This window comes from Cryptosporangium sp. NPDC051539, from assembly GCF_044454545.1.
Classification (GTDB): domain Bacteria; phylum Actinomycetota; class Actinomycetes; order Mycobacteriales; family Cryptosporangiaceae; genus Cryptosporangium.
Genome location: NZ_JBITDV010000004.1, coordinates 422,396 through 449,082 on the forward strand (window position 1 = coordinate 422,396; position 26,687 = coordinate 449,082).

The window sequence follows — 26,687 nt, forward strand, 5'->3', positions numbered from 1 at the left end:
CCTGGGCTGCCGGGCCTCCTGGGCTGCCGGGCCTCCTGGGCTGCCGGGCCTCCGGGCTGCCGGGCTGCCGGGCTGCCCGCGGAAGTTCCGGAGACCCCGGCCGCGCGCGGATCCCCCGGTGGTCAGACCGCGTCGCGTAACTCCCCCGGGACGACGTCCTCGTAGCCGGCCGCGCGCCAGGCGAGGATCGCCGCACCCAGCCGTCCGGCCGACCCGCCCAGCGGTGAATTGGCCACCGGTGGCGCCGGACGCCAGGCCAGCGCGGCCTGCAATTGCGTCCGCACCGGGCGCAGCAGCGTCTCCCCCGCTCCGGTCAGCCCACCGGCCAGCACGATCAGCGCCGGGTCGAGCAGCAGCGTCCCGGTCGCCAGCGCCAGCCCCAGCGCGGTGGTGGCCTCCTGCCACACCCGCGCGGCCAGCACGTCGGAGTCGAGCGAGACCGCGATGTCGGCCGCGGTCGCGGACGCCCGGCCACCGGCCGCCACGTAGCGACGCGCGATCCCGGCCGCCGACGCGTACACCTCCAGGCACCCGCGCTGACCGCAGGCGCAGTCCTCGCCGTCCGGGTAGACCGGCAGGTGACCGAGCTCGCCCGCGCTCCCGCCCGCGCCCGGCAGCGGCTTGCCGTCCACGATCAGACCGGCCGCGATGCCGGTCCCGAGCACGACGACCATCAGGTCCTGCGCGTCGCGCCCGAGACCGATCGTGCTCTCGGCCACCGCGGCGGCCCGAGAGTCCTGCTCGATCACGACCGGGACGCCGACCTCCTCGGCGACCAGCGCGGCCAGCGGGGTGTCGCGGAACCCGAGGTTCACCGCGTGGCGGGCCACCCCGGCGGCGGTGTCCACCAGCCCGGGTACCGACAGCCCCACCGCGACGGTCCCGGCGTCGGCCAGTTCCCGCGCCACCGCCCGTACCCGGGCGACGACCTCGTCCGCCCCGGCCGCGGCGCCGGTGTCCCGATCCAGCCGGTTGAGCTCCTGCCCGTCTGCGCCCACCAGCGCACCCTTGATCGTCGTCCCACCGATGTCGACGGTGACGACGGTGGGGCCTGTCATTTGACCGATCCGGCGGTCAGGCCGCCCACGAGGTGCTTCTCGATCACGGCGAACAGGATGACGACGGGAATGATCGCGACGATCGAAGCGGCGAACAACTGGTCCCAGTTCTGCTCGTAGCCGGTGACGTAGGAGTTGATACCGACGGTCAGCGGCTTCTTGGCGTCGTCCTGCATGAGCGTCAGCGCGACGACGTACTCGTTCCAGACCGCGATGAACGTGAAGATCGTCGCGGTGACGACGCCGGGCAGCGTCAGGGGCAGCATGACGCGCATCATCGTGCCGACCCGCCCGTTGCCGTCCAGTTCGGCCGCTTCCTCCAGCTCACGCGGCAGCGCCGCGAAGAACCCGTGCATGATCCAGACCGCGAACGCGAGATTGAACGCCGAGTTCGTGAGGATCAGCGCCCCGTAGGTGTTCACCATCGAGAGCTCGAAGAACTCGCGGTAGATACCGACGACCAGCGAGGTCGGCGCGAACATCTGCGTGACGAGCACCAGGAACAGGAACGCGGTCTTGCCCGGGAACTTGAACCGCGCGGTGAAGTACGCGGCCGGGATCGCGACCACGATGACGATCGCGGTCGACGCGAACGCGACCAGCACCGACGTCTTGAGCCAGTTCTGGAAGCGGGAGTCGCCGAGGATCTCGCCGTAGGCGTCCAGCTGCCAGTGGTGCGGCAGGAACGTCGGCGGGCTCGCCAGTGCTTCGCTTCCGGGCCGGAGCGAGTCGAGCAGCATCACCAGGTACGGCGACAGGAACACGATCGCGACCAGCAGCCCGAAGACGGGCATCATCACCGGACGGATCTGGCGCCAACTCATGATTCCTCCTCCCGCCACTTCACCAGGCGCAGATAGAGCACGACCGCGACCAGGATCAGCAGGACGTTGAACACGCCGGCCGCCGCGGACATACCGACGTCACGGTCGGCGCTCTTGAACGCGAGCTTGTACATGAAGGTGATCGTCGTGTCGTGCGTGTAACCCGGGTTCCGGTCGTTGAGCGTCCAGATGATCGGGAACGAGTTGAACACGTAGATCATGTTGAGCACGGCGCTCACCAGCAGGGCCGGGCGCAGCAACGGCAGCGTCACCCGGCGCCAGGCCTGCCACGGGCCCGCACCGTCGATCCGGGCGGCCTCGTGGACGTCGTCCGGGATCCCGTTCAGACCGGCCAGCAGCACGTACGCGGTGAACGGGATCGACACCAGGACGCCGACCAGGATCATCGACGGCATCGTCCAGGTGTCGTCGCCGAGCCAGTCGACCGGCTCCGAGATCAGGTGCAGCTTCGTCAGCAGCACGTTCAGGATGCCGTGGTAGTAGTCGAAGATCAGCGTGAACAGCCGCGAGGTGATCACCAGTGACGCCGCCCACGGCACCAGCACGGCCCACCGCACGGCTCGGCGTCCCCAGAAGTCCTTCGACAGGAACTGGGCCAGGCCGAGGCTGAGCAGGATCGTGATCACCACGACCGCGACGACCCAGATCAGCGTGTTGAGCAGCACGGTGCCGAGCGCTTCGTGCGACAGCACGTTCGTGTAGTTGTCCACACCGGCCGAACCGCGGCGCAGTCCGGTGATCGAGTACTCGCCGGTCGACGCCCGGACCAGCTCGATCGCCGGGTAGATCACGACGCCGAGGATCAGCGCCAGCGCCGGACCGAGCCAGATCAGCGCCACCCACCAGGGCGCGCGTCCACGCGCCCGAGATTTACGACGAACCGGCGCAGCCGGGCCGGAGCCCGACGCACCGCCCCCGGCGAGGGGGGCGGGCGCCGGGCTGTCAGCAGCGAGTGCGCCGGGCTGGGAGTCAGCCCGGGACGACATCAGCCGCCGGCTTCCGCGGTCTTCTGCAGGTCGTCGAGCACCGACTGAGGGTTACCCGACGGGGACACCGCGGTGCCCAGGTTCTGCTGGACGGCCAGCTTGATCTTGTCCCAGGCCGGGTCGTCGGTCGGGGTCAGGTGGATGTTCGGCAGCGTGTCCAGGTAGACCTTGAGCGACGGCTCGCTCGAGAACTCCTGCAGGCCCGACTTGGTGACCGGGAGGAAGCCCTCGGACTTGATCCAGGTGTTGACCTGGTCCTTCGCGTAGTACAGCTCGTAGAACTTCTTGATCGCGTCCTGGTTGCCCTTCTTCTTGAAGGCCATCAGGTAGTCGGTCACGCCGTAGGTCTGCGGTGCACTGCCGTCCTTCGTCGGCATCGGAGCGATGCCGTACTTGACGGTCTTGTACTTCGTGTCGAGGTCGCCCTGGAGCGGCCCGAAGCCGACGATCATGCCGGCCTTACCCGACGTGAACAGCGGGAACGCGCCGTCGGTGCGGTTGGTCTTCCCAGGGTTGTTCTGGGTGACCTTGTCCTTGGCCGACAGGTCCTTCAGGAACTTCAGGGTCTCGACGTTCTTCGCGGAGTTGATGCTCCACTTGCCGTCGGTCTTCCAGTCGCCGCCGTTGTTGAACATCCAGATCGAGTACTCGGCCTGGGCCTCCTCCGGGCCGAGCGGCTGTGCGTAGCCGATCGCCCCGTTGCCCAGCGCCTGCACCTTCTTGGCGTCCGCGACGAACTCGTCCCACGTCTTCGGCGGGTTCGTGATCTTGGCCTTGGCGAACAGGTCCTTGTTGTAGAACAGCGCGCGGGCCGACGACAGGTCCGGGAACCCGTACATCTTGTCCTTGTACGTGCCGCTCTTCACGAACGCGTCGATCAGGTCGGACTTGACGCTGTCGGTCAGGACCTCGTCGGAGTTGTAGAGCAGGCCGTCCTTGGCGTAGCTCGCGTACGCGTTGAGGTTCAGGACGTCCGGCGGGTTGCCGTTCTGAACCATCGTGCTGGCCTGCTGGTCGATGTCGTTCCAGCTGATGATCTGCAGGTTCAGCTTGACGCCGGTCTTGTCCTCGTACGTCTTCTTGAACGCGTTCCAGAACGTAGCCGTGTGGTCCTTGCTGTATTCAGCGATGACGACCTTAATCTCCTTGGCGGAATCGCCGCCTCCGGAGTTGTCAGCATCGTTGGCACCGGAGCCGCCGCCACATGCGGCCAGCCCCAATGCCAGCGCGGTCGCACCGGCCAGACGCGCCACCCAGCGCGCCTTGCCTATTGCACCCATGCGTGTTCCTCCTGCTGGTGGGCGGTATGAGCGCCCGACGGGGGTTGAACGAAGGACTGTGCGGGGTTACTAACGAATGGATCGTTAGTATCGCGCAGCGGTGACGTAGGTCAATCGGTCTTCAGGTACGTGACCGACTCGTTATGGCTGCGGTTGGGCGAGGAGCCGGGCCTCGACGTGGTCGAGGCCGCGCCGGACCGCCCCCAGCGCGACCGCGTCACCGCCGAGGTCGGAGAGGACCAGGCGCGGCGAGGTGAGGATCCGCGGCCGCAGGTGGCGCGCGATCGCGTCGAGGAGCGTCTCCCCGGCCCGCGAGAGGCCACCGCCGATGATCACTTCGCCCGGGTCCAGCACCAGCAACAACGCGGCGAGCCCGCGCGCGAACCGGCTCGCGATCCGGTCCACCACCGCGAGTGCCGCCGGGTCCCCCTCGGTCGCCGCCGCGAAAACCGCGGCGACGGCGTCGGACCGGGACGGCCGGTCTCCGTTGCGGGCCGCGAGCGCGTCGGCCGCCTCGGCCAGCTCGGCGATCGCCTGCGTCCCGACCATCTGCTCGAACGGACCCTGCTCGCTGACCGAGCTGGCCCCTCCCCCGAGCATCGGGCTCGGGTCGGGTGCGTCCAGCGCCGAGAACAGATCGGCGTAGCCGATCTCGCCGGCCGCGCCGTGCGCACCCCGGTACGGCTTGCCGTCGATGATGATCCCGGCACCGATGCGGACGCCCCAGTGCACGAACACCAGGCTGTCGCGCCCGACCGCCGCGCCGCACCAGCGCTCGCCCAGCACGGCCAGGTTGATGTCGTTCTCGATCAGCACCGGCGACGACGTGATCGTCCGCAGCTCGTCGAGCACCGGCAGGTGCGCCAGCCCCGGGATGCCCGGCGCGAGCAGCACCTCGCCCCGCGCCTCCTCGACGATGCCGGGCGTCCCGACCACGATCGCCCAGACGTCGTCGCCGGACAGGCCGGCCTTGGCCAGCGCCTCGGCGACCACGTCTCGCACCGACTGCAGCAGCCTCGCGCCGGTCGTCACCTCGGCGATCGTGACCTGCCGGGACGCGACGACCTGACCGGCCAGATCGGCGACCATCGCGATCACCTTGTGCGACCCGACGTCCACCCCGACGACGTGGCCGACCTCGGCGCGGAACCGGATCCACTGCGCGGGCCGGCCCATCGAGACCTGAGCCGTCTCGTCCACGTCGGCCACCAGACCGGCGTCGCGCAGCTCGGCGACCGCGCGGGTCACGGCCGGGCGGGACAGGCCGGTCGCCTGCATCAGGTCGGCGACCCGGGCCGGCGAATGGTCGCGCACGGCGCGCAGCACGGCACCGAAGTTGATCTGCCGCAGGACGTGCGGGCCCCGTGCGGACTCGTGCGGCTGCACCGTTCCCTCTTCTCTGCCGTGCGCGGAACCCTCAACGTAACCTGCGCTTACCGCGGGGCGTCCAGGACCGCCGCACCGAGATCGCCGATATCGGGCAGCGTGCAGGTGGCCGTCCGGACGGCCGCGCCACTCCTCCCCCGACGCGTCCGGCCCGGAGAAGCGGGCCGGCACGTTCGGCCGCGTCCGCGGCGCGTCCGGAAAAATCAGGGTCAGCACGGATGCCGGAGACGAGCGGATCCGCGACGATCAGGCCCGCGAGCGAGTGCGGAATCCGGTGCCGGAGGGGTCGCCGGATTCCGCTGTCCGCACCGGTCAGGGCACCATCCACGACAGCACGCCGGTCGACTGCAGCCAGCTGAGCAGGCAGATCCCGGCGAGGAACAGCGCGCTCCAGCCGACCACCCGGCGGAAGATGTCTCCTTCGTGGTTGTCGAGGCCGACCGCCGCGGCCGCGATCGCGAGGTTCTGCGGCGAGATCATCTTCCCGAGGACGCCGCCGGAGCTGTTCGAGGCCGCCATCAGCGTCGCGTTGAGGTCGGCCTGGCCGGCCGCGGTCACCTGCAGCGCACCGAACAGCGAGTTCGACGACGTGTCGGAGCCGGTGACCGCGACGCCGAGCCAGCCGAGGACCGGCGAGATCAGCGCGAACAGTCCGCCGGCACCGGCCATCCAGGTGCCGAGCGTGACGGTCTGGCCGGACGCGTTCATGACGAACGCCAGCCCGAGGACCGCCATGACGGTGAGGATCGCCCACTTGAGCTGGTTCAGCGTGGCGCCGTAGGCGCGCAGGGCCCGGCCGGCGCCCACCCGGAGTACGAGCATCGTGATCAGGCCCGCGACCAGCATCTGGGTGCCCGGGGTGGTGAACCAGTTGAGCTTGAACGCCACCGAGGAGAGCTCCTTGCCGGCCGCGTTCCGCAGGTGCAGGCCGGGCCAGCCGACGGTCTGGGTGGCCTGGTCGAGCAGCTCCTTGACCGGCCCGATCTGGCAGATCACGAAGACGCCGATGATGATCGCGTACGGCGCGTACGCCTTCGCGACCTCCGCCCGCGAGTCGGCGACCGCCACGCCGTCGGGGTCGTCCCCCCGCCCGGCCTCGGTCTCGGCCACGGCGGGGCGGCCGGGTTCCCCGTCCGGGTCTTCGGCGGCGAGGGCGGCCGCGGTCACCGGGGACGTCATCGGACGCCAGACGCGGACGATCGCGACCAGCGCGGCCACCGACAGCAGCGACGCGACGACGTCGGCCAGCGGCACCGAGACGAAGTTCGACGTCACGTACTGCGCGACCCCGAACGTGAGCCCGCAGACGATCGCGAACACCCACGTCTCCCGCAGTCCCCGCATGCCGTCCACGATGAACACCAGCACCAGCGGGACGAACACGGCGAGGATCGGCGTCTGCCGCCCGACCATCGCCCCGAGCGTGTCGCTGTTGATGCCCGTCACCGTGCCGAGCGTCAGAATCGGCGTCGCCATCGCACCGAAGGCGACCGGCGCGGTATTGGCGGTCAGCGCGAGCACCGCGGATTTCAACGGCGAGAAGCCCAGCGCCATCAGCATCACCGACGTGACCGCGACCGGAGTTCCGAACCCGGCCAGCGCCTCGATCAGCGCACCGAACGAGAACGCGATGATGATCGCCTGGATCCGCCGGTCGTCGCTGACGCTGGTGAAGCTCCGCCGGAGCACGTCGAAGTGTCCGGTCGCGACCGTCATGTTGTAGACCCAGATCGCGTTGATGACGATCCAGAGGATCGGGAAGAACCCGAAGGCGGCCCCTTCGGTCGTCGCGAGCAGCGCCTGCCCGACCGGCATCGAGTAGATGCCGATCGCGACGATCAGGGCCACCACCAGCGCGATCAGCGAGGCGACCCAGGCCCGTAGCCGGAAAACGCCGAGCAGGACGAACAGGACCAGGAGGGGAACCGCCGCGACGAGCGAGCTCCACGCGAGCGAATGGGCGACGGGATCGAGGACCTGTTGATACACGTGGTCACCTCCGTGCCTGCCCCCCGTTGGACAGGACGATGATCGCGCGAATCGTTCGCTTATGGAACGAAACCGTCATCACTCAGTGAGATGGCCCTGCCACGCACGGAGTGCCACGCCCGTCGCCCGCTCCACCGCCTCCTGGACGACATCCGGTTCGGGCCGGGCGTCCAGATCGTCGAGCAGGACGTACAACGCGGCGGTCACCGCACCGACGAACGCGCCGACCATCGCGGCGGCAGTGACCTCGTCGAGGTCGTCCGGGAACGCCTCCGCGAGCCGGCGCCCGATCTGCTGGGTGACGTCCATCTGGATCTGCAGACCGCGGCCCCGCACGGACGGGACCGTGCGCACGAGGTACATCCGCAGCGCGCCCAGCCGGCCGCTGAGGTCGTCACTGTCTTCGCCCACGAGGCGCAACGACGTGAGCAGGACCTCGACCGGGCCGTCGTCCGGGGAGCGCTGGGCGATCGCGTCGGTGGCGGCACGCAACCGGGCGTCGGTCTCCGGGAACAGCAGGTCTTCCTTGGTCGGGAAGTAGCTGAAGAACGTGCGGGTGCCGATCTCGGCGGCGGCCGCGATGTCGGCGACCGTCGTCTGCTCGTAGCCGTTGCGTTCGAACAGGTCGGCCGCAGCCTCGACGAGCGCCTGACGGGTGCGGGCGCGTTTGCGGTCGCGGAGGCTCATTTTTCCACTGTACGGCAGTGATTGCATATCGGCACTCGTTGCAAGTTCGCACTGAGTGCAGTTATGGTGTTCCGCATGACAACCGTGCTGATCTCCGGAGCCGGCGTGGCCGGTCCGACACTCGCGTACTGGCTGGCTCGCACGGGGCTCACCCCGACCGTCGTCGAACGGTCGGAAGGGCTGCGGTCCAGCGGCAACCCGGTCGACGTCCGGGGGCGGGCGTTACCGGTCGCCGAGGCGATGGGCATCACGTCCGAGCTGCGGAAATACGCCACCCAGGCCACCGGGATGGTGGTGCTGGACGCGGACGGCCGAGTGAAGGCGCGCACGGAAATGGGGGCGCCGGGCGAGGTCGAGATCGCGCGCACGGACCTCGCGGCCGTGCTGTACCGGGCGGCCGCGGGAGACGCCGAGTTCGTGTTCGGCGACTCGATCGCCACGCTGAACGGCGACGCGGACGGGGTCGACGTCACGTTCGAGCGGGGTGCGCCCCGGCGGTTCGACTACGTCATCGGCGCCGACGGTCTCCACTCGACCGTGCGGCGGCTCGCGTTCGGGCCGGAGGAGCAGTTCGTTCGCCACGCCGGGCTCTACATCGCCACGCTGCCGCTGGCCGGAAAGCCGCCGGAGCCCCATGACGTGGTGCTCTACAACGTGCCGAGGCGGCTCGTCGCGCTGCACCCGGCGCGCGGCGAGGCCGGTGCGGCGTTCATCTTCCGCGGGCCGCCGTTGCCAGGTTCGGCGTATCGGAGCCTCGGGCAGCAGAAACAGATCGTGACGACGGTCTACCGCGGGGTGGGATGGCGGGTGCCGGCGCTGCTGGAGCAGGTCTCGGCAGCCGACGACCTGTACTTCGACGCGGTGAGCCGGGTCGTGCTGCCACGGTGGTCACGCGGGCGGATCGGGCTGGTGGGCGACGCGGCGTCGTGCGTCTCACTGTTCGGCGACGGTTCGAGCCTGGCCATGGCCGGCGGCTTCACGCTGGCTTCGGCGCTAGCTTCGGGCGCCGGGTTCGCCGGGTACCAGAGCGAACACGAGAAGCTGACCGCCCCCAAGCAACGCCGGATCGGCATCGCCGCCGGGTTTCTGGTCCCCAAGACCCGCCTGGGCATTGCCACCCGGAACGCCGCCGCCCCCGTCCTGTTCTGAGGGCTGGATGCCGCCGTCCGAGGTTCAGCGCCGCTCGGCTCCCACTCCCACCTGCTGCGAGCGGTACGTCCCGCCCGGCGCGAGCACCCGCGCGATCTCGTCCCAGTCGACGGTCACCGGGTGCCGCGACACGACCAGGTCGAACGTCCCGCCGAGGAACGGCAGCGGACCGCGATCGGCGGCCTCCACGACGCGCGCTCCGGAACCGCGCGCCGCGCGGGCGCCCGGCGAACCAGGAGAAGTCCCAGCCCTCGATCGGAACGCTCTCGCCCTCGGCCACCAGCTCCTCGAACGTCGCCGTGCGCCCAATACTGACCGATTGGACTGGGCGGGAGTTCGTCCGGCTCGTGATACTCCGCGGGTGGACGAACTGCGCACCGAGCGGCTGCTGCTGCGCCGCTGGAGGCCCGACGACGAGCCGGTGATCGCCCTGATCAACCGCCATCCCGACGTCGGCCGCCACCTCAACCGCCCACCCGACGACACGTTCTTCGGCCTGATGGTCGACCACTGGGAAACCCACGGCTTCGGCGCCTGGGCGGTGGAGTACGAGGGGCGCTTCGTCGGGTTCGCCGGTCTCGCCTACCTGCCGCCGTTCCTGGCCGCGGCCGGCCCCGCGCCCGAGCTCGGCTGGCGGCTGGACCCGGAGGTCTGGGGCCTCGGTCTCGCCACCGAGGCCGCCGTCGCCGCCCGCGACGACGCGTTCCGCCGCGGGCACGCCGAGATCGTCTCGGTCATCCACCCCGAGAACACGCGGTCCCAGCGGGTCGCGGTCAAGCTCGGTTTCCGCCTGAGCCGTCAGATCGTCAACCCCCGGCTCGACATCCCGGTCGACGTCTGGGTGCTCGAACAACCATTGCTGTCTTCCTGACCACGCTCGTCCACACCCTGATGGTGACGCCATGACCTGGGACGCGATCGACACCGGGAGACACCGTCCGGCCGACCTCGCTCCGTCCGAACGGCGGCACCCGTCGCTGTGCGACGGGTGGACGGTCCACGACGCGGCCGGCGACGGCCCCCGGTCGAAGGCCCGATCGCCGCGCTGCTCCTGCCGTCGACCGGCCGCACGTCCGCCGTGCACCAACTGCACCACGCGGACGTCGACGCGCTCGCCGCTCGCGTGAACGGTCACCGTTAGCCTGCGCTCATGGACGTCGACACGCTGATCAGCAACACCACGATCCTCACCATGGACGCCGAGCGCCGAATCCTCACCGATGGAGCGATCGCGCTCGCGGGTGACCGGATCGTCGCGATCGGCAAGACCGCCGACGTCCGCGTCGAAGCGAAGACCACCATCGACGGCCGGCGGTTCCTCGTCACCCCGGGCTTCATCAACGGTCACGTCCATCCGACCGAGGCGTTGCTGAAGGGCTTCATGCCCGAAGCCCTGCCGTTCGACGAGTCGCTCTTCACCTGGGTGATGCCGCTCTACGAGGCGCACACGCCGGAGGAGCAGCAGGTCGCGGCGCGACTCTCCGCGCTCAGCATGCTGCGGACCGGCACCACGGCGTTCCTGGACGCGGGCACCACCGTCGCCCTCGACGAGGTCTTCGAGGCGGTCGAGGCCACCGGCCTGCGCGGACGTTTCGGCCGGTGGCTGCAGGACCGCCAGTTCGGGCCGGACGGCTCACTCGACACGACCGACGCCGCGCTGCGCGCGATGGAAGACGAACTGACCCGGTACCCGGGTGGGAACGGTCAGCGTCTGGCGGCCTGGCCGATGCTGGTCGGGCACAACACCAATACCGACGAGTTGTGGCGTGCCGCCAAAGCGATGGCGGACGCTCACGGGGCGGGCATTTCGGCGCACCTGAGCCCGGCGCAGAACGACAGCGACTGGTACCTCGCGGAGTTCGGGCGCCGCCCGGTGGAGCACCTGGCGTCGTTGGGAGTGCTGGGGCCGAACCTGAACCTGGTGCACATGGTGCATGTCGACGAGAACGAGGTCTCGCTGCTGGCGTCGTCCGGCACCAACGTGACGCACTGCCCCGCGTCGGCGTTGAAGGGTGGGTACGGCTCGACCTCGGTCGGGAAGTTCCCGGAGATGGCCGCCGCCGGCGTGAACATGATGCTCGGAACCGACGGGTCCGACATCGCCGACATGATGAAGCCGATGAGCCTGATGGCCGGTCTCTTCAAGGACGCCCGCCGAGACACGTCGCTGTTCCCGGCCTCGCAGGTCCTGGAGATGGCCACCGTGAACGCCGCCAAGGCGATGGGGATGGCCGACTCGATCGGCAGCCTGGCCGTCGGCCTGAAGGCGGATCTGGTGCTGCACGACCTCGACCGGCCGGAGTGGCGTCCGCTGAACAACTACGTCAACCAGCTGGTGTGGTCGGCCGACGGGCGAGGGGTCCACAGCGTCTGGGTCGACGGGCAGCGGCTGGTCGACAACTACCGGTGCACGGTCATGGACGAAGAGAAGGTGCTGGCCGACGCGCAGGCCGCGGCCGACGCGATCATGCAGCGGTCGGGGCTGCCGTACGTGTACGACTGGCCCGTTCTCTGACCCGACGGCCGCGGGGCTTTGGCCTCGGCCCTGCGGCCGTCGGGTGAGCGGTCAGCCGGCTTCGCGCTCGAGGAGGGTGTCGAGCATCCCGATGATGCGATCGACGCCGCCCTGCAGGTTGTTCAGTTTCAGCCCGTGCTCGGCGAGGGTGTCGGTGTGTTCGTCGAGAACACGGGAGTGCTCGTCGAGGACACGGGAGTGCTCGGCGAGAACGCGGGAGTGCTCGGCGAGGCTGTTGGTGTGCAGGTTCTGCGTGAGGTGGAGCGCTTGCAGCAATGCACCGTCAGCGATCTGCCGCTGCTTGATCGTGGCCAGGTCGTGCTGCATCGAGAGCCGCAGTGCGCTCTCGAGCTCGGCTCGCTGCTCGATCGCATCAACGCGATGCTCTAAAACAGTCACCCGGTCGGCCGGTTCGGTCATGGCGTGGACGCCTTTCAGGTGTCGGCGATTGACGGGTGCACCGTACTCGGACCAACGTACCCACCAGAGATACCTGGAGGACTCAGTCGACGGTCGACACGTGGAGGTGGTCCCAGTGACCACCCGACACGTCGAGGACGTTGTAGACGCCGGCGCCCTGGTAGGCGCGCCAGCCCTCGGCGTCGTGTTCGCGCGACCAGATCCGGCCCTGGAAGATCACGTAGTTGACGTGCAGGGCCTCGTTGTTGGCGCGGAGCCAAACCGCCAGCTTCCAGCCCCGGGCCACGGTCCGCGGGCCGGGGAACCGCCCGATCCGCCCGATCGTGTAGTCGCACGCCCGACCGGCCGGGTGATCACTGCGCGGGTTCCAGGCGTGCCGGTCCCAGCAGGCGCCGGGCGTCGCGCCGGTCGTGGCCCGCACCTCGGCGATCGTCCAGGCCATGGCCGGCGTCACGCAGCCCCCGGTACCCGACGGATCCGGGACGCGGCAGCCGGTGCCGGTGCCGGTGAAGGCGGCGGGCGGCGCGAGCGAGGTCGTGCGCGGCGGCCCGGCCGGAACACTGCGATCCGCCCGCAAGCTGAACACCGCGCAAAGGAACACGGCGACACCGACCCGGCCACTCCTCGTAATGGTCGACATTCGTCTCACCGTAGGTAAAAAGCCCGAGTCGATCAGGAATGACACCCTGATCCACTCGCGGCCCCACCTCGCCGGATAACAGCGTGAACACTTGTCGCTACCGCTAGTATCGATCCCGTGACGGATTCCAGATTGGACTCCGAGGAACCGCAGTTCGATCCTACGAATACCGCCCGGGCTACCCGTGCGCGTTTCGCGTACCAGGATCAATGCGTCGCCTATCGCTGCGCGCAAAATCTGGTCACGCCGGGCGGTCTCTCCGCGGTGATCGTCGAGTGGTCCAGCGACTACCTTGCCGTGCCCTCGTCCGGACCGACCGAGGTCGTGTCCATCAAGCATCGCGAGCACAGCACCAGGTCCTGGACGCCGTCCGATCTGACGAAACCGGTCGCCGACCTGCACCGCTACTGGCGTGAGATGGACGAGGAATGCCGATGCGTCTTCGCCTCGAACCGCTCCGTGCTTGCCGCTCACGACGAACAGCTACGCATGAAGCTGGCGTCAGCCCTGCACGTCCCAGCCGCCGAGGCGGAACGATTCGGCGCGGCTCTCGACCTCGTCACTCCCGCGCTACCCGACCGCGCCGACCTACCGGCCCTCGGGCGGGCGACGGTGCGAGGCGCACTCGAAGCGCTCGGCCGACGGCCGCGATTCGCCGCTGAATGCTGGGACGCACTGGTGTCGGCGGTCGAGCGCCTCTCGATCGAGGCGCCACCAACGGACGAGGAGCGTGCCGTCCACCTGGCCGGCGCCGCTCGGCAGTGGCGACGGAGTGACGCTCCGGCCCTCGCTGAACAGACGCTCAGGCTCTCCGATCTGCGCGCACGGGTCTTGGCGACACACGACGATCTCGAGCAGGAGGTTCCTCGGAAGATCTCGTTCCGGCCGGGCGCGCGACCACTCGGACACGCCGATCGCCGGGCGCCGCGAGCCGAGCTGACGCTCGGCGCCCTGAGGTACGCCGAGCGAGGGCCGGCCGAGACGATCGAAGCTCCGGACGCCAGTGCCACCCGGCTCGCCGTCGCGGCGTGGCAACTCTCGCCCCCGGAGCGAAACGTGCGTCTGTCGAGCGTCCGGGTCCGGCGGGTATCGCCGCTCAGCGACCGCTGGCTGGCCGGGCTCCGCGACGAAGCCGCCCTGCTCCGCGACTTGTCCGGGGTTCCCGGCGTGCCACGGCTCGCCGCCGAGGTCGCCGTTGACCGTGACTGCACCCTGGTCACGGTTCCGCCGGCCGGGCGAACGCTGGATGCGGCGTTCGGTCCGCTGACAACGCCGTATTCCGCGTCATCGCTGGAGGCTCTGCTCCGCGGTCTCAGCGCACTCGGGACCGCACTCGGCTCGCTCCACCAGCGGGGGTTGAGTCACCGCGATCTGCGACCGGCCACCTTGACGGTCGAGGACGGTGGCGCAGTCGGGCTCCGTGATGTGGGACTGGCCCTGATGCCCGCGCTCCCGGGCGAAGGGGATGCGAACGTCCGTGCGCCCGAACAGTATCGAGCGGGCCGGACCAGCACGGGTACGGACGTGTACCAACTCGCGGCGGTCGTCTACGCCGCCGCTACGGGCCGTCCACCCGGGCGTCGTCTCGTTCCCGCGACGGTGTGGCGTCCTGACCTCGCTCCCGGGCTCGAGCGCCTCCTCGGTGCGGGCCTGGAGGCATCTCCCGCCGGTCGACCGGCGATCACCGACTTCTGTACGGCCCTCGCACGGTCGGCCGGCATCTCCCCCCGGGGTGGCTGCTGATCAATGGACACGTCCCTCACGCTGTCGGCGCGACTCGCTCTCGTTCCGTCGGTGACCTACGCGCAAAAACGCCGGGCGACCGAGGCTGCCGGCCACGTGCTACCGGGTGATGCGGAGATCGCCTGGGAGCTCAACCGGCTGAACGCCGACGGCGGGGTGCCCCTCAGCCGCGATGATCGGGGAATCCGCGTCTACCTTCGCCGCCACGTATGTGGGCTGTTCCCCTCGGCCCGGGGCGACGCCTGGATGCTCACCTTCGTCGCGCCGCTGGGTCTGCGGGACTACAAGGACCTCGGCCGCGGCGTCCTGCGCGTGCGAACGGCTCCGGGCTGGATCTACTGCCCGACGCTGCCCGCCGTACCCAGTGGATGCCGGAACTCCGACGACGAGCTGAGGCGCGCCTGGGCGGCGAGGGCGTCCGGACGGTCGCCGGCGGCCCGGCCCGCGCACCACGATCAGTTCTGCGACATGCTCGAGGCGGTGATCGAGGCCGGACAGCAACTCGAGGAGGCCCGGCAGAATGCCGAGGCTCCGATCGCGTACTACGCCGTGGAGTCCGCCGGCGAGCTGCGAGGCACGGCAGCCGGCGTGTACGTGTTCCGGCTCCACCGACGCCCATCGGTCCGGCCCGGAGTTCTCGTTGCGCTCCGAGATCTCGACGATCTCCGGGGCACCGTCGACCGTCTGGACGGCGATGCGATGACCGTGAGGTTCGCGACGACCGTCGACCGGGCACGGATCCCTTCCCGGGGCGAGCTGGTCGTCTCGTCCAATCAGATCGTCCAGAAAGTTCAACGAGCCGCTGTCGCGGCGCTTCGAAGCGGCGAAGCCGCGAACCCACGCCTGCTCTCGGTGCTGGTCGACCAGCAGGATCGCTCCTCCCCCGCGCCCTCTCGTGTCGTGGTTCCTCCCACCGGCCTCGACACGGATCAACAGAGAGCACTCGATCGCGCGCTGTCCTCTCCGGATCTCATGCTGCTACTCGGACCTCCGGGCACCGGGAAGACCACGACGATCGTCGAGATCGCCCGGGCGCTGGTGGCCCGAGGTGAACGGGTCCTTATCAGTTCACAGACGAACACCGCGGTCGACAACGCGCTGGAGAGGATGCCGCCGGACATCCGATCGGTGCGCGTCGGCGGAGAGGCACGGATCTCGCCTCGCGTCAGCCACCTGTCGGTATCGGCGCTGGTGACCGACGTCCGCAAAGGAATCCTGGACCAGACGGCCGTGCCGGCCGCCGACCTGTCGGCCTGGACCGCCACCGGGGTCGCAGTTGCCTGGTCCGAGCGTCTCTCGACCGAGGTCGCGGGCATCGGTACCGCCACCGCTCAACGCACGGCGGCGATCCGCGACCGAGACGCGGCCCTCGCCACGGTCCGTGACCGTCATGCGGCCCGAACCAGTGCGGCGGTCGACGCGGTGCGGCGCACCCGCGAGGAGAGCCGCCGGCTGACCGATCTGCTGGCGACGACGACCGCATCCAAGGATCGTGCCGTCGAGCGTTCCCACGGCGTCCTCGGGTTCTACTACCGCCGGCGGACGCGGCGGCTGGAGGACGCCCTCGGCATCGTGTCTGATTCGGTGCGGGCGGCCGCACTGGCGCATCTCGCTGCACAACGTGAGTTCACGGCCGTCGAGGACATGCTCGATCGGGCCGGCCGCGCCGAGCCTGCGGTCCGGGCCGCGTTGAGCGCGATCGCCGTCGCGGAGACATCCGCGGCGGCCGCTTTCGGACGGGCGAAGGAGGCGTGCGAAGCGCTCTATCCCTTGCTTGCCGTGTGCCTTTCCGGCGTCACTCTGAACTCCGCCTCGGTGCCGGGCATCCTTGCGTTTCACCGGAACCTCACCGTGTGGCTGCCTGTGCTCGGCCGCCGGGCCGTCTTGCTCGATCAGTGGCGCTGTCTCCTGGCGGATCCGGGCGACGATCTCAACCACGAGCTGGTGCGGTACGCCGACGTCGTGGGAGCCACGTGTATCGGCGCCGGCATCGCCCGGAATCTGATCGCGGATCACACCTTCGACGTGGCGATCATCGACGAGGCGGCGCAGATCGCTCTGCCGTCCACGTTGGTCCCCCTCGTCCGCGCGCGCCGATCCGTGCTGGTCGGCGACCACCATCAGCTACCGCCGTTCGTGGACGAAGAAGTCGACGAGTGGCTGAACCGAAATGCCGGCCGAGAGCACGAGCCCGGCGCGCTGCGAGGACTGCTGACGATCAGCGCGTTTGAACGCCTCTACCGAGGAGACCGCGGCAGAGGCGCCGTCGCGCTCCTGCAGCAACGCCGTATGCCGAAGCCGGTTTCGGACTTCGTGTCCCGCCACTTCTACGACGACAGTCTTCTCACCCGATGTGAGCGGTCCCCGATCACCGCGCTGTTCACTAGCTGTCTCGCGCTGATCGACACCTCCGACCTGCCACCCCGGGAGCGCGCGGAACAGCGGCGTCACGGATCGGAGACCTGGCACAGCGTCGGGTACGAGAACCCGGCCGAGGCAAGGCTCATCGTCGACCTCGTCCAGTGGTATGCCGGGTTGCCCGATCGGAACTGGGCGGTGATCGTCCCCTACCGGGCACAGGCCGCGCACCTGCGGCTGCGGCTGACGTCGATGCTCGGGGACGAACGTCAGGTCGTCGACAGCGTCGGCACGGTCGACGCCTTCCAGGGAGGCGAGCGCGACATCGTGCTCTACGGCTTCACCCGCAGCAACGCCGAAGGGAATGTGGGCTTCCTCCGCGAGCTGCGACGACTCAACGTGGCGATCACCCGAGCCCGGCACCAGCTCGTGCTGATCGGCGACTTCCGGACGCTGCGGAATTCGCGGGACGCGGGTTTCGCCGCACTGGCCGCGGATCTGTACCGGCATGCCGTGGACCACGGTGAGGTCCAGAGCTCGCGCACGACCCGGGCCCGGCTGCGGACGCTCTCCGGCGGGCCGTCGTGACCGCACGGATCTATCCCGCGCGGCGCGCGATAGAACGCGCTGTCTCCGATCCGGAGGCACGCCCGGTCCGGTGCTTCGCGGTCCTGCTCCCGGTCTGGCGGGTCGAGATCCGGACGATGATCAAGGTCGGCGAGCCCTACGAGGTGTTCGACCAGTATTTGACACGAGGGATCGGCGACGCTCACCTCACGACGATCCCGGAACTCGCGGAGTTCTTCGCCGTCGAGGAGTCGCTGGTCAAGCGCGCTGTCGATTTCTTGGAGACTCTCGATCACGTCAAGCGATCCGGGACCACACTCTCGCTGACCGGCTTGGGGCACGAGTCGGCTCGGGACGGCGTCCGATACCGGATCCAGGAAGACCATCGGTACCTGTACTTCGACGGCTACACCTCGATGCCGTTTCCCCGCGCCTACTACACCGGCGATCTGTTCCACGACGACGACTCCTTCGACGGCAGAGACGGAACCCGTTTCTCCGTGCTGGGATCAACCGCACCGTTCGATCACTCGCAGATCGACGACGTGCTGACCAGGGCCGATCGTGGTGATTTCAACGTGCCTGACGGCCTGCACACACCACGAGCGCTGCACACCGGCCAGTGCTGGCTACCGGCCTACCTCGTACTCGACGGGGGTTCGATCGGTCTCCAAGCCTTCACCCGCGCCACCGAAGGCCGGGACCACCACGTCGAGCAGGTATGTGCCGAGGTCGTCGACGCGCTGAGGGCCGAGGACAAGCGCCAGAGTCCGCTCGCGGACTGGCAGACCTGGCTCACCCGCTCAGGTTTTCCCGACGTCCGACCGCAACGGCTCGCCAACGGCATTCTCCGGGCGACGCTCCCGTCGGACGCATTCGGCGACGACAAGCGATTCCGGCTGTACCAACTCGGGTCGTTCGAGGTTCGGAACACCTCGTTCTTGCAGCTGTGGTGTGCCGAGACCACGTCCAGGAAAGCGGCGGTGGCGGAGCGGGCCCGAAGCATGGCTGCCCGGTCCAGGAGCATCGACGATCGGGAGGCCGAACGACTCGCCGAGCTCCTGGAGGTACCACCGCTGACGGCGGACGAGATCGGCATCGCGTAAGCGGTAGAGCTCACCCCGGGACGAACGTGGCCCCGCACGCCATTCCGGTGATCCACTCCGGCACCGGCTCGTAGCCGGTCCACACCAGCGGCGAGTCGCACGCCGCGTGCGCGATCAGCCAGGTCCGGATCTCCTGTCCCCCGCTGCCGGCCATCTTCTCCAGCCCCTCGGTGCCGAGAGAGACCACCGGCTCCAGGTCCCACGTCGACAGCTGCCGCAGGAACCAACGGTCCCAGCCGGAGTTCACCCGCGCCGACGGGTCGCCGCCCATGGCCCGCACTTTCGGCTCCCGCGCGGCCGCGAACGCCACGGCGTCGGCTCGGCCGTGGATCAGGGCCTCTCGCCTCGCGCCGGCCACCGACGGGTCGCGGGGGTCGTTCGTGGGGAGCCAGTGCGACAGGCCCCCACTGGCCACCAGCAACACGCGCCCGTCGAAATCGGCGGCTCGGATGGCGTCCCCCAAGGCGTGACCCAGAGCGACGCACCGGGCCAGGGACGGCAGCGGCGGAGCCGCGGTGTTGACGACCAGCGGCACGAGCGGAACGCCGAGTGACCCGGTCACCATCTCGTAGCTCTGCACGGTTCCGTGGTCGACGGTCAGCGACAACGACAACGACAGGTCGAACCCGCCGTCGGTCAGCGCGGTGTGCAACGCCCACGCCAGAGAACGGGCCACCGGCAGCGGCCCCGGAGTGCTGCCGTAGTCGCCGAACCCGACGACGTCCTCCACCCCCAGCAGGAACGGCGGCATGACGTCGTAGAAGTTCGCGTGGAAATGGTCGGGCCCGATGACGACCACCGCATCGGGGCCCAGTTTCTCGACCGCGGTACGCAACCGCGAGGCGTCAGCCAGGAACCGCGCGCCCGGGTCCGACGGCGACGTCGGCGGCAGCAGCGCCGCGAACGGCGAGTGCGACAGCGCCACCATCCCGACCAGCGCGCTCATCGCAGGAACCGCTGGTGTTCGGCGAGGAACTCGGCCGGTTTCTCCCACTGCGGCCAGTGCCCCGCGCCGGTGATCACCGACAGCTCGGCGTCCGGGAGCCAGCCCAGCAGCATCTTCGCCTCGTCCAGGCCGCCGGTCGGGTCGTGGTCGGTCCACAGCAGCAGGGTGGGTGCCTCGATCCGGCCCACCCACGACGGATCCCAGCTGAACCGCGCCCGCGTCACCGGGTCCTGCAGCACCAGGATGTTCTCCACCGCCCGCACGAACCCCGGACGCGTGTACACCGCCTGCCGCAGCTGCACCAGTTCGTCCGTGACCATCGACTTGTCGTGGAACAGCCACTCCACGCGCCGCCGCACCGTCGCGTCGCTGGGGTCGTTCACCGCGGCCCGGGTGCCGGCCGAGAGACGCTCCATCACCTCGGGTTTGTTCGCGATGTTGCCGGGTGTGTTCAGCACGATCCGATCGACCCGGGACGGAGCGTGGGCCGCGGTCCACGCGGTCACCCACCCGCCGAGCGACTCCCCGGAGAGATGGGCGCGGGTGATCCCCAGCACGTCCAGCAGTCCCAGCAGGTGCGCCGACAACACGTCGATCGTGTACGGATGGTCCGGCAACGAAGACCAGCCGTGGCCGACCATGTCGTACGCCGTCACCCGGAAGTACCGCGCCAACCCCGCGATGTTCCTCGAGTACGCCTCCAGGTGCCCGCCGGTCCCATGGAGTAAGACCAGGTCCGGTCCGTCGCCGGCCTGCAGCACCCGGGTCCGCACTCCGTCGACGTCGACGAAGAACAACCGGTGTTCGACGGTGGCGAGCTCGCCCCAGACACTCATTCCGACCCCTCCTTGAAGCGGGTTCGCGCCTCCGCGACCGTCACCTGACCGGCGCTCTGCCTGCGCCCCACGCCCAGCAGCCCGAGCAGCCGCGAGTTCTCGATCGTCAGGAACTCCACCGGACGATCCGCGGAGTCGTTGTAGTGCCGGTGCCACGTCCACGGCGGCGTGTAGACGAAGTCGCCGGTCGCCCACGTGACGACCTCGTCCTCGATCTCGCTGTGTCCCTCGCCGGCGATGACGAAGTGGACGGTCTCGTGGTGGTGGCGCTGCATGTCGGTGCTCAGCCCGGCCGGGATCACCTGCCGGAACAGCTCGAACGTCGTCGTCGGCAGCGCACCGGCGATCGCCAGTTCCGAAGGGTTGTGGACCTGATCCGCGGGCAGCGGCGCGAGGTCCGCGGCGTGCACCACCAGCGGCCTCGCCGCCGACGGGCGCACGGTGTCGGAAATCCCCGCCAAGAACCCGCTGAGATCAAAACCCGTCACCAGATCGCCTCCGTTCGTCCGCCGTCCACGGTGAGTACCGTGCCGTTGATGTATCCGGCCCCCTCCGAAGCGAGGAAACCGATCGCGGCCGCGATCTCGGCCGGTTCCGCTACGCGGCCCGCCGGAATCGTGGCCAGTTCGTCGGTGCCCGGGCGCCCGGCCAGCACTTCCCGCCGTCGTGCGGTGTCGGTCGCGCCCGGCGCCACGCAGTTCACGGTGACGCCCCGGGCCGCGCTCTCCGCGGCCAGCAGCTTCGCCGCCGCCGTCGCTGCCGAACGCAGGATCACGGACACCGCGAGATCCGGTTCCGGACGCCGAACCGCGGTCGACGTCACGAAGACCACCCGCCCGAAACCTCTGTCCGCCATCCGCGGCAGCGCGGCCCGCGCCAGCCGCAGCGGCCCGAGCAGGAGCATCTGAACGCCGTAGGCCCAGTCGGCGTCGGCGACCTCCAGCACCCGGCCGGGTTTCGGCCCACCGGCGTTGAGGACGACGATGTCGGCGCGCTCGGCGGCGTCCGCCAGAAGGCGTGCGGACGGGTCGGCGAGATCGCCGGCGACGTACGCGGCGCCGAGCTCGCCGGCCGCCGCTTCGAGACGGGCCTCGTCACGGCCGTAGAGCGTGACCGCGACCCCGGCCCGGGTCAGCGCGAGGGCGGTGGCGCGACCGATCCCGGAGGCGCCGCCGCCGACCAGCGCGGTTCTCACAACGGCCTCCTCGATGTCGTCGTGGCCCGAGCGTGCCTCCGGGCGCGTACCCTCGCCAGATGTGAGTCTCAGTGAGCGGGACAGCACCGCGGGCGGCGGCCTCGAACGGGCGGCCGCGATCCTCGACGCGTTCGACGTCACCCATCGCGAGCTGACGCTGGCCGCACTCGTTCGACGGTCGGGTTTGCCCCGTTCTACCACTCATCGTCTCGCTGATCGCATGATCGCGCTGGGCTGGCTGGACAAGCCGCACGACCGGTACCGGATCGGGAACCGGCTGTTCGAGCTGTCGGGCCTGGCGCCGATCCGGCACGAGTTACGCGAGTCCGTGCTGCCGTTCATGCACGACCTGTACAACACCGTCCGCACGACCGTGCAGCTCGGCGTGTTGGACGGACCGCAGGTGCTGATCGTCGAGAAGATCACCGGGCACCGGCCGATGCCGATGCTCAGTCAGGTCGGCGGCACCGTGCCGACGTTCTGCTCGGCGCTCGGCCGGGCGCTGCTGGCGTACTCGGACCGTTCGGTGGTGGACGCGGTACTCGACGGCGAACTGCCGGCGCGAACCCCACGGACGCTGACCAACCCGGCGGCCATCCGGCGGGAGCTCGCGGCGATGCCCGACCGGGGCTGGGCGGTGGAGCGCGAGGAGGGCAACATCGGCGTCACCTGCGTCGCCGCGCCGATCTTCGGGCCCGAAGGGACGGTGGCGGCCGCGGTGTCGATCACCGGGCCGACCGGGATGGTGCGGCCCGACCGAGCCGGCCCGGCGGTGCGGCTGGTGGCGGCGGCGGCCTCACGGGCATTCTCCAAGCAGTCCCGGTGAATGGGACACCGGTCTTCCGGTTTCGGGGGCGCGCACTGACGCTGTGACCCCCGGCACATCGGTGAAGGAGGCGTCCATGACGCTCGGCGGCGGGTACCTGCTCCCATCCGGCGAAGGAAAGTCGCTCGGCGCGATCGGCGTCGGCATCACGATGAAGACCGACGGCGATTCGACCCGAGGCGCGTACTCGATGTTCGAGTACGCGGTTCCGGCCGGAGTCAGCGGACCGCCGCTGCACCTCCACACCCGCGAGGACGAGTCGTTCGTCTGCCTCGACGGCCGTCTGGAAGTGACGCTCGGCGACCGCAAATTCGAGCTCGTGCACGGCGACTACCTGCTGCTGCCGCGGGACGTGCCCCACACGTTCAACAACCCGTTCGAGGAAGAAGCCCGGGTGATCTCGGTGGTCTCGCCGGCCGGGCTCGAGGAGTACTACGCGGCGCTCGCGTCGATGCCGCCCGGGCCGCGGGACATCGGCAAGATGAAGGCGATCATGGCCGACTTCGGCCTCGAACTGCAGCTGCCGCCGTCATGAGAATCGCGGTCGTCGGTGCCGGCGTCGCCGGGCTGGTCAGCGCGAAGGTCCTCAGCCGGGCCGGGCACGAGGTCGTCGTCTTCGACCGGACGCCGGACGTCGGCGGGGTGTGGAGCGAGACGCGCCGCTACCCGGGCGTCACCACGCAGAGCCCGCGCGACACCTACGCGCTCTCGGACTTCCCGATGCCGAAGGACTTACCCGAGTGGCCGACGGGTGAGCAGGTCCAGGAGTACCTGGCCGCGTACGTGCGGCACTTCGAGCTGGGGCCGCTGCTGCGGCTGAACACCTCGGTTGCTTCCGCGGAACCGGACGACGCCGGCTGGACCCTCAACGGGTCGGACCGTTTTGACCACCTGATCGTCGCGAACGGGGTGTTCTCGTCGCCTTCGCTGCCGTCGTACGAGGGTGCGGCCGACTTCGTGGCGGCCGGCGGCCGTCTCTGTTCGGCCTCCGATTTCCACGACGCCTCGTCGGTCGAAGGGCAGCACGTGCTCGTCGTCGGCTACGGCAAGTCGTCGTGCGACGTCGCGATGGAGATCAGCCGCACGGCCGCGTCGACCGACGTGATCGCCAGGCAGATGCTGTGGAAGGTACCCCGCAAGATCGGCGGGGTCGTCAACTTCAAATACCTCCTGCTGACGCGGCTGGGCGAGGCGTTGTTCGCCTGGCAGCACCTCGAGGGTGCGGAGAAGTTCCTGCACGGACGCGGGGCGCCGATCCGCCGCCGGATGCTCGGCTCGGTGCAGAACGTCACCGTGAAGCAGTACCGCCTTCGTGAGCTGGGCCTGCTGCCGGCCGGAGGCATCGAGAACATCGTCCGGGGCGCGATCGGCCTGGTCACCGACGGGTTCTACGAGCAGGTCGAGGCCGGTCGCATCACCGTGCGGCGTGATCGGGTGATCAAGCGGCTGTTGGAGAAGGACGGAGCGCCGCACGCGGAGCTCAGCGACGGGACCGTGTTACGGGCCGACACCGTGGTGTGCGCGACCGGCTACCGGCAGGAGATCCCGTTCCTGCCGGAATCGGTGCGCGCACGGCTGGTGGACTCGCGCGGCAACTACCGCCTGTATCGGCAGATCCATCCGGTGGACGTGCCGCGGCTGTCGTTCAGCGGGTACAACTCGTCGTTCTTCAGCCCGCTGTCGGCCGAGGTCGGGGCCTTGTGGACCGCGGCGCTGCTGGCCGGGGCGCTGGACCTGCCGTCGGACGAGTCCATGCGTGCGCAGGTGGACGCCCGGATCGGGTTCATGGATTCGGCGACCAGCGGGCACCATTGCCACGGCACCAAGGTGATCCCGTTCTCGATGCACAACATCGACGAGATCCTGGGAGACGTCGGGCTCGACGTACCTCGCCGGGTGCGGTTCCAGCAGTGGCTGGGGCCGGTGGATCCGCGCTCCTACCGGCGGGTGACCCGCCGTTTCGAGGAACGGTTCGGTTCGTCGCGCTGAAAACCCGGTTGCCCGGGGCGACGGTCGTCTGGCAGCGTTCAGCCTCGGCCGTGACGGCAGTTCGAGGAGGTGAGACCCGTGAACGTTGGTACGACGATCGTGGGCACTCCCTACCGGTCACGGCAGGCTGAGTAGACGTCGCCGGAGCGCCCCGGGCACTCCGAAAGGCGACAGCCATGGACGCTACAACGCATCACGTCACGAGGGTGGCCACCGACCAGTGGCATGCCGTCGAAGACGACCTGACCGTCGGCCGCGGCCACACCACGCGCCGGTCCGACGGGCGACTGTTCCTCAGCATCGACACCTGGCACGACGCGGTCTTCGACCGGCTGGCCGCCGTCATGCTGGCCGAGCTGCCGGCGCCGCTGTTCACAGTGGTCGACGCCGCCGAGGCGGACGTCACCGCGAACTGGCAACGAGCCGGCTTCGCCGTTCGGCGACGTCAGCGGCAGTACCTGGTGCCCACGGAGGGGCACCTGGCCCCCGGGGCCGGGGCTGCCGGGGCCGGTGGGGCCGGGGCCGGGGCCGGGGCTGCCGGGGCCGGGGCTGCCGGGGCCGGGGCTGCCGGGGCCGGGGCCTTCGGGGCCGGAGCCGGTGAGGCCGGAGCCCGGGCCTGCGGGGCCGAGGCCGAGGCCAGCGGAGCCGGGGCCCGGGCCGGGGCCGGGGCCGGGGCATTCAGGGCCGGGGGCTTCAGGGCCGGGGCCGGTGGAGCCGGGACCGCCAGAGCCGCAGCCTTCGGGGCCGGAGCCGGTGAGGCCGGAGCCCGGGCCTGCGGGGCCGGGGCCGGGGCCGGGGCCGGGGCCGGGGCCGGGGCCCGGGCCTGCGGAGCTGAGCACAGCGGGGCCGGGCCCAGCGGAGCTGAGCACAGCGGGGCCGGGCATAGCGGGGCCGGGCCCAGCGGGGCCGGGCGCAGCGGGGCCGGTGGGGTCGTGGTCGGCGGGGCAGGGGACGGCGGCGGGATCATTCGAGTGGTGGCAGTAAGGCGAGCGGACGGGACACCGCGGATCGCGCGGATCGTCTCGCTCGAGGCCGCCGCCAACCAGCCACGCCCCGGCCTCGGCCGGACGTCGCTGGTCAACGCACTGGCCGCACTCCACGACGACGGGTTCGGTCTCGCGTCGGCCGACGTCGACGAGACCGCGCTCGACGAGATCCGGCTGCTGGAACGTGTCGGCGCCCGCCACGCGAGCAGCAGCCTGGAGCTGACGTGGCCACGGTGAATCGGGGCTTCGACGTCGAGGGCACCGTCGTCGAATGCCTGAAGGACGCGAAGTTCCACGTGGAGCTCGACAACGGACATCGGGTGCTCGCGCACGTCAGCGGGAAGATCCGGAAGAACTTCATCAAGATCGTGCTGGAGGACAGGGTCCTGGTGGAGCTGAGCCCCTACGACCTCTCCCGGGGTCGGATCACGTTCCGCTACCGGACGTAGCACGCCCGCAAGCCTTCGTGAGGATCCGCACCTCGTAGGCGGAGCGCCCTCGCAGGGCTCGCACCCCGTCACGTGCGAGCCCTCGCGGGGGCCGCACCTCGCCACGTGCGAGCCCTCGCGGGATCACATTTCCTCAGCTGTGGACCCTCGCGGAGGTGCGCATCACGTCAGAAGCAGGCCCTCGCGGGCTCGCACCCCGTCACGTGCGGCTTCGCGGTGCCCCACCTCGTCACGTGCAAGCCCTCGCGGGATCGCACTTCCTTGGGTTGCGGGCCCTCGCAGAATTTCGCATCGCGTCAGAAGCGGGCCCTCGCGGCGGCTCGCACCCTCGTCACGTGCGGCTTCGCGGAGTGGCGCCCTCGTCAACACGCGGCTTTCGCGGAAGGGCGCGCCTCGTCACAGGCGAGCCAGGAACGAACGGCGGCCGCGCCAGTTCCTCGAAGGATCCCCGCGGGAGGAACACGTCGACCAGTCCGACCGCCGAGCACGTGACGTCGATCGCGTCCTGCCCGGACCGACGCCCAGCCCAGCCCAGCCCAGCCGGGCCAAGCCACGCCAAGCCGGACCGGGGCGGGCCGGGCCGGGGCGGGGCGGGCCACGCCGGGCCGGGGCGGGGCGGGCCACGCCGGGCCGGGGCGGGGCGGGGCGGGCCACGCCGGGCCGGGGCGGGGCGGGGCGGGCCACGCCGGGCCGGGGCGGGGCGGGGCGGGCCACGCCGGGCCGGGGCGGGG

Annotated in this window: 25 protein-coding genes and 1 pseudogene; 12 read left to right on the plus strand and 14 right to left on the minus strand. The window is 70.2% G+C overall.

Annotation, left to right across the window (positions count from 1 at the left end; translation table 11 throughout):
- Nucleotides 1-122: 122 nt before the first annotated feature.
- The 7 genes from ACIBZJ_RS15600 to ACIBZJ_RS15630 all read right to left on the minus strand — a co-directional run bounded on the left by ACIBZJ_RS15600 (nucleotide 123) and on the right by ACIBZJ_RS15630 (nucleotide 8,231).
- Complete coding sequence (locus tag ACIBZJ_RS15600; RefSeq protein WP_395929862.1) at nucleotides 123-1,058, minus strand: ROK family protein; 936 nt, start codon at nucleotides 1,056-1,058, stop codon at nucleotides 123-125.
- Nucleotides 1,055-1,882, minus strand: coding sequence for a carbohydrate ABC transporter permease (locus tag ACIBZJ_RS15605; RefSeq protein WP_395929864.1), 828 nt, complete (start codon nucleotides 1,880-1,882; stop codon nucleotides 1,055-1,057). Before ACIBZJ_RS15605 ends, ACIBZJ_RS15600 begins: the two co-directional genes overlap by 4 nt.
- A complete protein-coding gene (locus ACIBZJ_RS15610; RefSeq protein WP_395929866.1) occupies nucleotides 1,879-2,742 on the minus strand; it encodes a carbohydrate ABC transporter permease in 864 nt (287 codons plus the stop codon). Before ACIBZJ_RS15610 ends, ACIBZJ_RS15605 begins: the two co-directional genes overlap by 4 nt.
- 146 nt (nucleotides 2,743-2,888) lie before the next feature.
- Nucleotides 2,889-4,169 carry an extracellular solute-binding protein gene (locus tag ACIBZJ_RS15615; RefSeq protein WP_395929868.1) on the minus strand — a complete coding sequence of 427 codons (1,281 nt, stop codon included), beginning with the start codon at nucleotides 4,167-4,169 and terminating at the stop codon, nucleotides 2,889-2,891.
- A gap of 141 nt (nucleotides 4,170-4,310) precedes the next feature.
- Nucleotides 4,311-5,555 carry an ROK family transcriptional regulator gene (locus tag ACIBZJ_RS15620; RefSeq protein WP_395929870.1) on the minus strand — a complete coding sequence of 415 codons (1,245 nt, stop codon included), beginning with the start codon at nucleotides 5,553-5,555 and terminating at the stop codon, nucleotides 4,311-4,313.
- Nucleotides 5,556-5,867: 312 nt separating this feature from the next.
- Nucleotides 5,868-7,544, minus strand: a complete 1,677-nt coding sequence (locus tag ACIBZJ_RS15625) for an L-lactate permease (RefSeq protein ID WP_395929872.1) — start codon at nucleotides 7,542-7,544, stop codon at nucleotides 5,868-5,870.
- Nucleotides 7,545-7,622: 78 nt separating this feature from the next.
- Entirely contained in the window at nucleotides 7,623-8,231 is a 609-nt protein-coding gene (locus ACIBZJ_RS15630; RefSeq protein WP_395929874.1) for a TetR/AcrR family transcriptional regulator, read from the minus strand.
- A 75-nt stretch (nucleotides 8,232-8,306) separates the two neighbouring features.
- Between ACIBZJ_RS15630 and ACIBZJ_RS15635 the strand changes: the two genes are divergently transcribed.
- Nucleotides 8,307-9,380, plus strand: coding sequence for an FAD-dependent monooxygenase (locus ACIBZJ_RS15635; RefSeq protein ID WP_395929876.1), 1,074 nt, complete (start codon nucleotides 8,307-8,309; stop codon nucleotides 9,378-9,380).
- 45 nt (nucleotides 9,381-9,425) lie between these two features.
- Here the strand turns inward: ACIBZJ_RS15635 and ACIBZJ_RS15640 are convergent.
- Nucleotides 9,426-9,690, minus strand: a pseudogene (locus ACIBZJ_RS15640) (class I SAM-dependent methyltransferase); the annotation flags it as partial.
- Nucleotides 9,691-9,741: 51 nt separating this feature from the next.
- Here ACIBZJ_RS15640 and ACIBZJ_RS15645 point away from each other — a divergent pair.
- The 3 genes from ACIBZJ_RS15645 to ACIBZJ_RS15655 all read left to right on the plus strand — a co-directional run bounded on the left by ACIBZJ_RS15645 (nucleotide 9,742) and on the right by ACIBZJ_RS15655 (nucleotide 11,895).
- On the plus strand, nucleotides 9,742-10,251 hold the full coding sequence (locus ACIBZJ_RS15645; protein WP_395929878.1) for a GNAT family N-acetyltransferase: 510 nt from the start codon (nucleotides 9,742-9,744) through the stop codon (nucleotides 10,249-10,251).
- Nucleotides 10,252-10,368: 117 nt separating this feature from the next.
- Nucleotides 10,369-10,521: a hypothetical protein gene (locus ACIBZJ_RS15650; protein ID WP_395929880.1), complete on the plus strand. Its 153-nt coding sequence runs from the start codon at nucleotides 10,369-10,371 to the stop codon at nucleotides 10,519-10,521.
- A 9-nt stretch (nucleotides 10,522-10,530) separates the two neighbouring features.
- On the plus strand, nucleotides 10,531-11,895 hold the full coding sequence (locus tag ACIBZJ_RS15655) for an amidohydrolase family protein (RefSeq protein ID WP_395929882.1): 1,365 nt from the start codon (nucleotides 10,531-10,533) through the stop codon (nucleotides 11,893-11,895).
- A gap of 51 nt (nucleotides 11,896-11,946) precedes the next feature.
- Here the strand turns inward: ACIBZJ_RS15655 and ACIBZJ_RS15660 are convergent, their stop codons facing one another.
- Nucleotides 11,947-12,315 carry a hypothetical protein gene (locus tag ACIBZJ_RS15660; protein WP_395929884.1) on the minus strand — a complete coding sequence of 123 codons (369 nt, stop codon included), beginning with the start codon at nucleotides 12,313-12,315 and terminating at the stop codon, nucleotides 11,947-11,949.
- An 82-nt stretch (nucleotides 12,316-12,397) separates the two neighbouring features.
- Nucleotides 12,398-12,955 (minus strand): hypothetical protein, encoded by a 558-nt coding sequence (locus ACIBZJ_RS15665; protein WP_395929886.1) that lies wholly within the window; start codon nucleotides 12,953-12,955, stop codon nucleotides 12,398-12,400.
- Between the two features lie 117 nt (nucleotides 12,956-13,072).
- On the opposite strand from ACIBZJ_RS15665, the gene ACIBZJ_RS15670 reads away from it, so the two are divergent.
- From ACIBZJ_RS15670 to ACIBZJ_RS15680, 3 genes are read left to right on the plus strand one after another with little or no spacing between them, the layout of a single operon-like run.
- Nucleotides 13,073-14,698: a hypothetical protein gene (locus ACIBZJ_RS15670; RefSeq protein WP_395929888.1), complete on the plus strand. Its 1,626-nt coding sequence runs from the start codon at nucleotides 13,073-13,075 to the stop codon at nucleotides 14,696-14,698.
- Nucleotides 14,699-14,701: 3 nt separating this feature from the next.
- Entirely contained in the window at nucleotides 14,702-17,644 is a 2,943-nt protein-coding gene (locus ACIBZJ_RS15675; RefSeq protein ID WP_395929890.1) for an AAA domain-containing protein, read from the plus strand.
- On the plus strand, nucleotides 17,641-18,729 hold the full coding sequence (locus ACIBZJ_RS15680; protein WP_395929892.1) for a hypothetical protein: 1,089 nt from the start codon (nucleotides 17,641-17,643) through the stop codon (nucleotides 18,727-18,729). The genes ACIBZJ_RS15675 and ACIBZJ_RS15680 overlap by 4 nt, the downstream gene beginning before the upstream one ends.
- A 10-nt stretch (nucleotides 18,730-18,739) precedes the next feature.
- On the opposite strand, the gene ACIBZJ_RS15685 is transcribed toward ACIBZJ_RS15680, so the two are convergent.
- The 4 genes from ACIBZJ_RS15685 to ACIBZJ_RS15700 are packed head-to-tail and all read right to left on the minus strand — an operon-like array spanning nucleotide 18,740 to nucleotide 21,706.
- On the minus strand, nucleotides 18,740-19,675 hold the full coding sequence (locus ACIBZJ_RS15685; RefSeq protein WP_395929894.1) for a 2,3-dihydroxyphenylpropionate 1,2-dioxygenase: 936 nt from the start codon (nucleotides 19,673-19,675) through the stop codon (nucleotides 18,740-18,742).
- Nucleotides 19,672-20,511, minus strand: a complete 840-nt coding sequence (locus ACIBZJ_RS15690) for an alpha/beta fold hydrolase (RefSeq protein ID WP_395929895.1) — start codon at nucleotides 20,509-20,511, stop codon at nucleotides 19,672-19,674. The genes ACIBZJ_RS15685 and ACIBZJ_RS15690 overlap by 4 nt, the downstream gene beginning before the upstream one ends.
- The gene (locus ACIBZJ_RS15695) at nucleotides 20,508-20,999 is read right to left on the minus strand and encodes a cupin domain-containing protein (RefSeq protein WP_395929897.1); all 492 of its coding nucleotides are present in this window, start codon (nucleotides 20,997-20,999) and stop codon (nucleotides 20,508-20,510) included. The genes ACIBZJ_RS15690 and ACIBZJ_RS15695 overlap by 4 nt, the downstream gene beginning before the upstream one ends.
- Nucleotides 20,996-21,706 (minus strand): SDR family oxidoreductase, encoded by a 711-nt coding sequence (locus ACIBZJ_RS15700; protein ID WP_395929899.1) that lies wholly within the window; start codon nucleotides 21,704-21,706, stop codon nucleotides 20,996-20,998. The genes ACIBZJ_RS15695 and ACIBZJ_RS15700 overlap by 4 nt, the downstream gene beginning before the upstream one ends.
- A gap of 61 nt (nucleotides 21,707-21,767) precedes the next feature.
- On the opposite strand from ACIBZJ_RS15700, the gene ACIBZJ_RS15705 reads away from it, so the two are divergent.
- From ACIBZJ_RS15705 to infA, 5 genes are all read left to right on the plus strand, one after another.
- Nucleotides 21,768-22,532: an IclR family transcriptional regulator gene (locus tag ACIBZJ_RS15705; protein WP_395929901.1), complete on the plus strand. Its 765-nt coding sequence runs from the start codon at nucleotides 21,768-21,770 to the stop codon at nucleotides 22,530-22,532.
- Between the two features lie 76 nt (nucleotides 22,533-22,608).
- Nucleotides 22,609-23,067: a cupin domain-containing protein gene (locus ACIBZJ_RS15710; protein ID WP_395929903.1), complete on the plus strand. Its 459-nt coding sequence runs from the start codon at nucleotides 22,609-22,611 to the stop codon at nucleotides 23,065-23,067.
- The gene (locus ACIBZJ_RS15715; RefSeq protein WP_395929905.1) at nucleotides 23,064-24,521 is read left to right on the plus strand and encodes a flavin-containing monooxygenase; all 1,458 of its coding nucleotides are present in this window, start codon (nucleotides 23,064-23,066) and stop codon (nucleotides 24,519-24,521) included. The genes ACIBZJ_RS15710 and ACIBZJ_RS15715 overlap by 4 nt, the downstream gene beginning before the upstream one ends.
- 176 nt (nucleotides 24,522-24,697) lie before the next feature.
- Nucleotides 24,698-25,744 (plus strand): hypothetical protein, encoded by a 1,047-nt coding sequence (locus tag ACIBZJ_RS15720; RefSeq protein ID WP_395929907.1) that lies wholly within the window; start codon nucleotides 24,698-24,700, stop codon nucleotides 25,742-25,744.
- Entirely contained in the window at nucleotides 25,732-25,956 is a 225-nt protein-coding gene (infA, locus tag ACIBZJ_RS15725) for a translation initiation factor IF-1 (protein ID WP_395929909.1), read from the plus strand. Before ACIBZJ_RS15720 ends, infA begins: the two co-directional genes overlap by 13 nt.
- Nucleotides 25,957-26,687 lie beyond the last annotated feature (731 nt).

Coding starts and splice junctions, on each gene's coding strand:
- ACIBZJ_RS15600 (WP_395929862.1), bottom strand. CDS start 1,058: ATGACAGGCCCCACCGTCGTCACCGTCGACATCGGTGGGACGACGATC.
- ACIBZJ_RS15605 (WP_395929864.1), bottom strand. CDS start 1,882: ATGAGTTGGCGCCAGATCCGTCCGGTGATGATGCCCGTCTTCGGGCTG.
- ACIBZJ_RS15615 (WP_395929868.1), bottom strand. CDS start 4,169: ATGGGTGCAATAGGCAAGGCGCGCTGGGTGGCGCGTCTGGCCGGTGCG.
- ACIBZJ_RS15630 (WP_395929874.1), bottom strand. CDS start 8,231: ATGAGCCTCCGCGACCGCAAACGCGCCCGCACCCGTCAGGCGCTCGTC.
- ACIBZJ_RS15635 (WP_395929876.1), top strand. CDS start 8,307: ATGACAACCGTGCTGATCTCCGGAGCCGGCGTGGCCGGTCCGACACTC.
- ACIBZJ_RS15655 (WP_395929882.1), top strand. CDS start 10,531: ATGGACGTCGACACGCTGATCAGCAACACCACGATCCTCACCATGGAC.
- ACIBZJ_RS15660 (WP_395929884.1), bottom strand. CDS start 12,315: ATGACCGAACCGGCCGACCGGGTGACTGTTTTAGAGCATCGCGTTGAT.
- ACIBZJ_RS15665 (WP_395929886.1), bottom strand. CDS start 12,955: ATGTCGACCATTACGAGGAGTGGCCGGGTCGGTGTCGCCGTGTTCCTT.
- ACIBZJ_RS15675 (WP_395929890.1), top strand. CDS start 14,702: ATGGACACGTCCCTCACGCTGTCGGCGCGACTCGCTCTCGTTCCGTCG.
- ACIBZJ_RS15685 (WP_395929894.1), bottom strand. CDS start 19,675: ATGAGCGCGCTGGTCGGGATGGTGGCGCTGTCGCACTCGCCGTTCGCG.
- ACIBZJ_RS15690 (WP_395929895.1), bottom strand. CDS start 20,511: ATGAGTGTCTGGGGCGAGCTCGCCACCGTCGAACACCGGTTGTTCTTC.
- ACIBZJ_RS15710 (WP_395929903.1), top strand. CDS start 22,609: ATGACGCTCGGCGGCGGGTACCTGCTCCCATCCGGCGAAGGAAAGTCG.
- ACIBZJ_RS15715 (WP_395929905.1), top strand. CDS start 23,064: ATGAGAATCGCGGTCGTCGGTGCCGGCGTCGCCGGGCTGGTCAGCGCG.
- ACIBZJ_RS15720 (WP_395929907.1), top strand. CDS start 24,698: ATGGACGCTACAACGCATCACGTCACGAGGGTGGCCACCGACCAGTGG.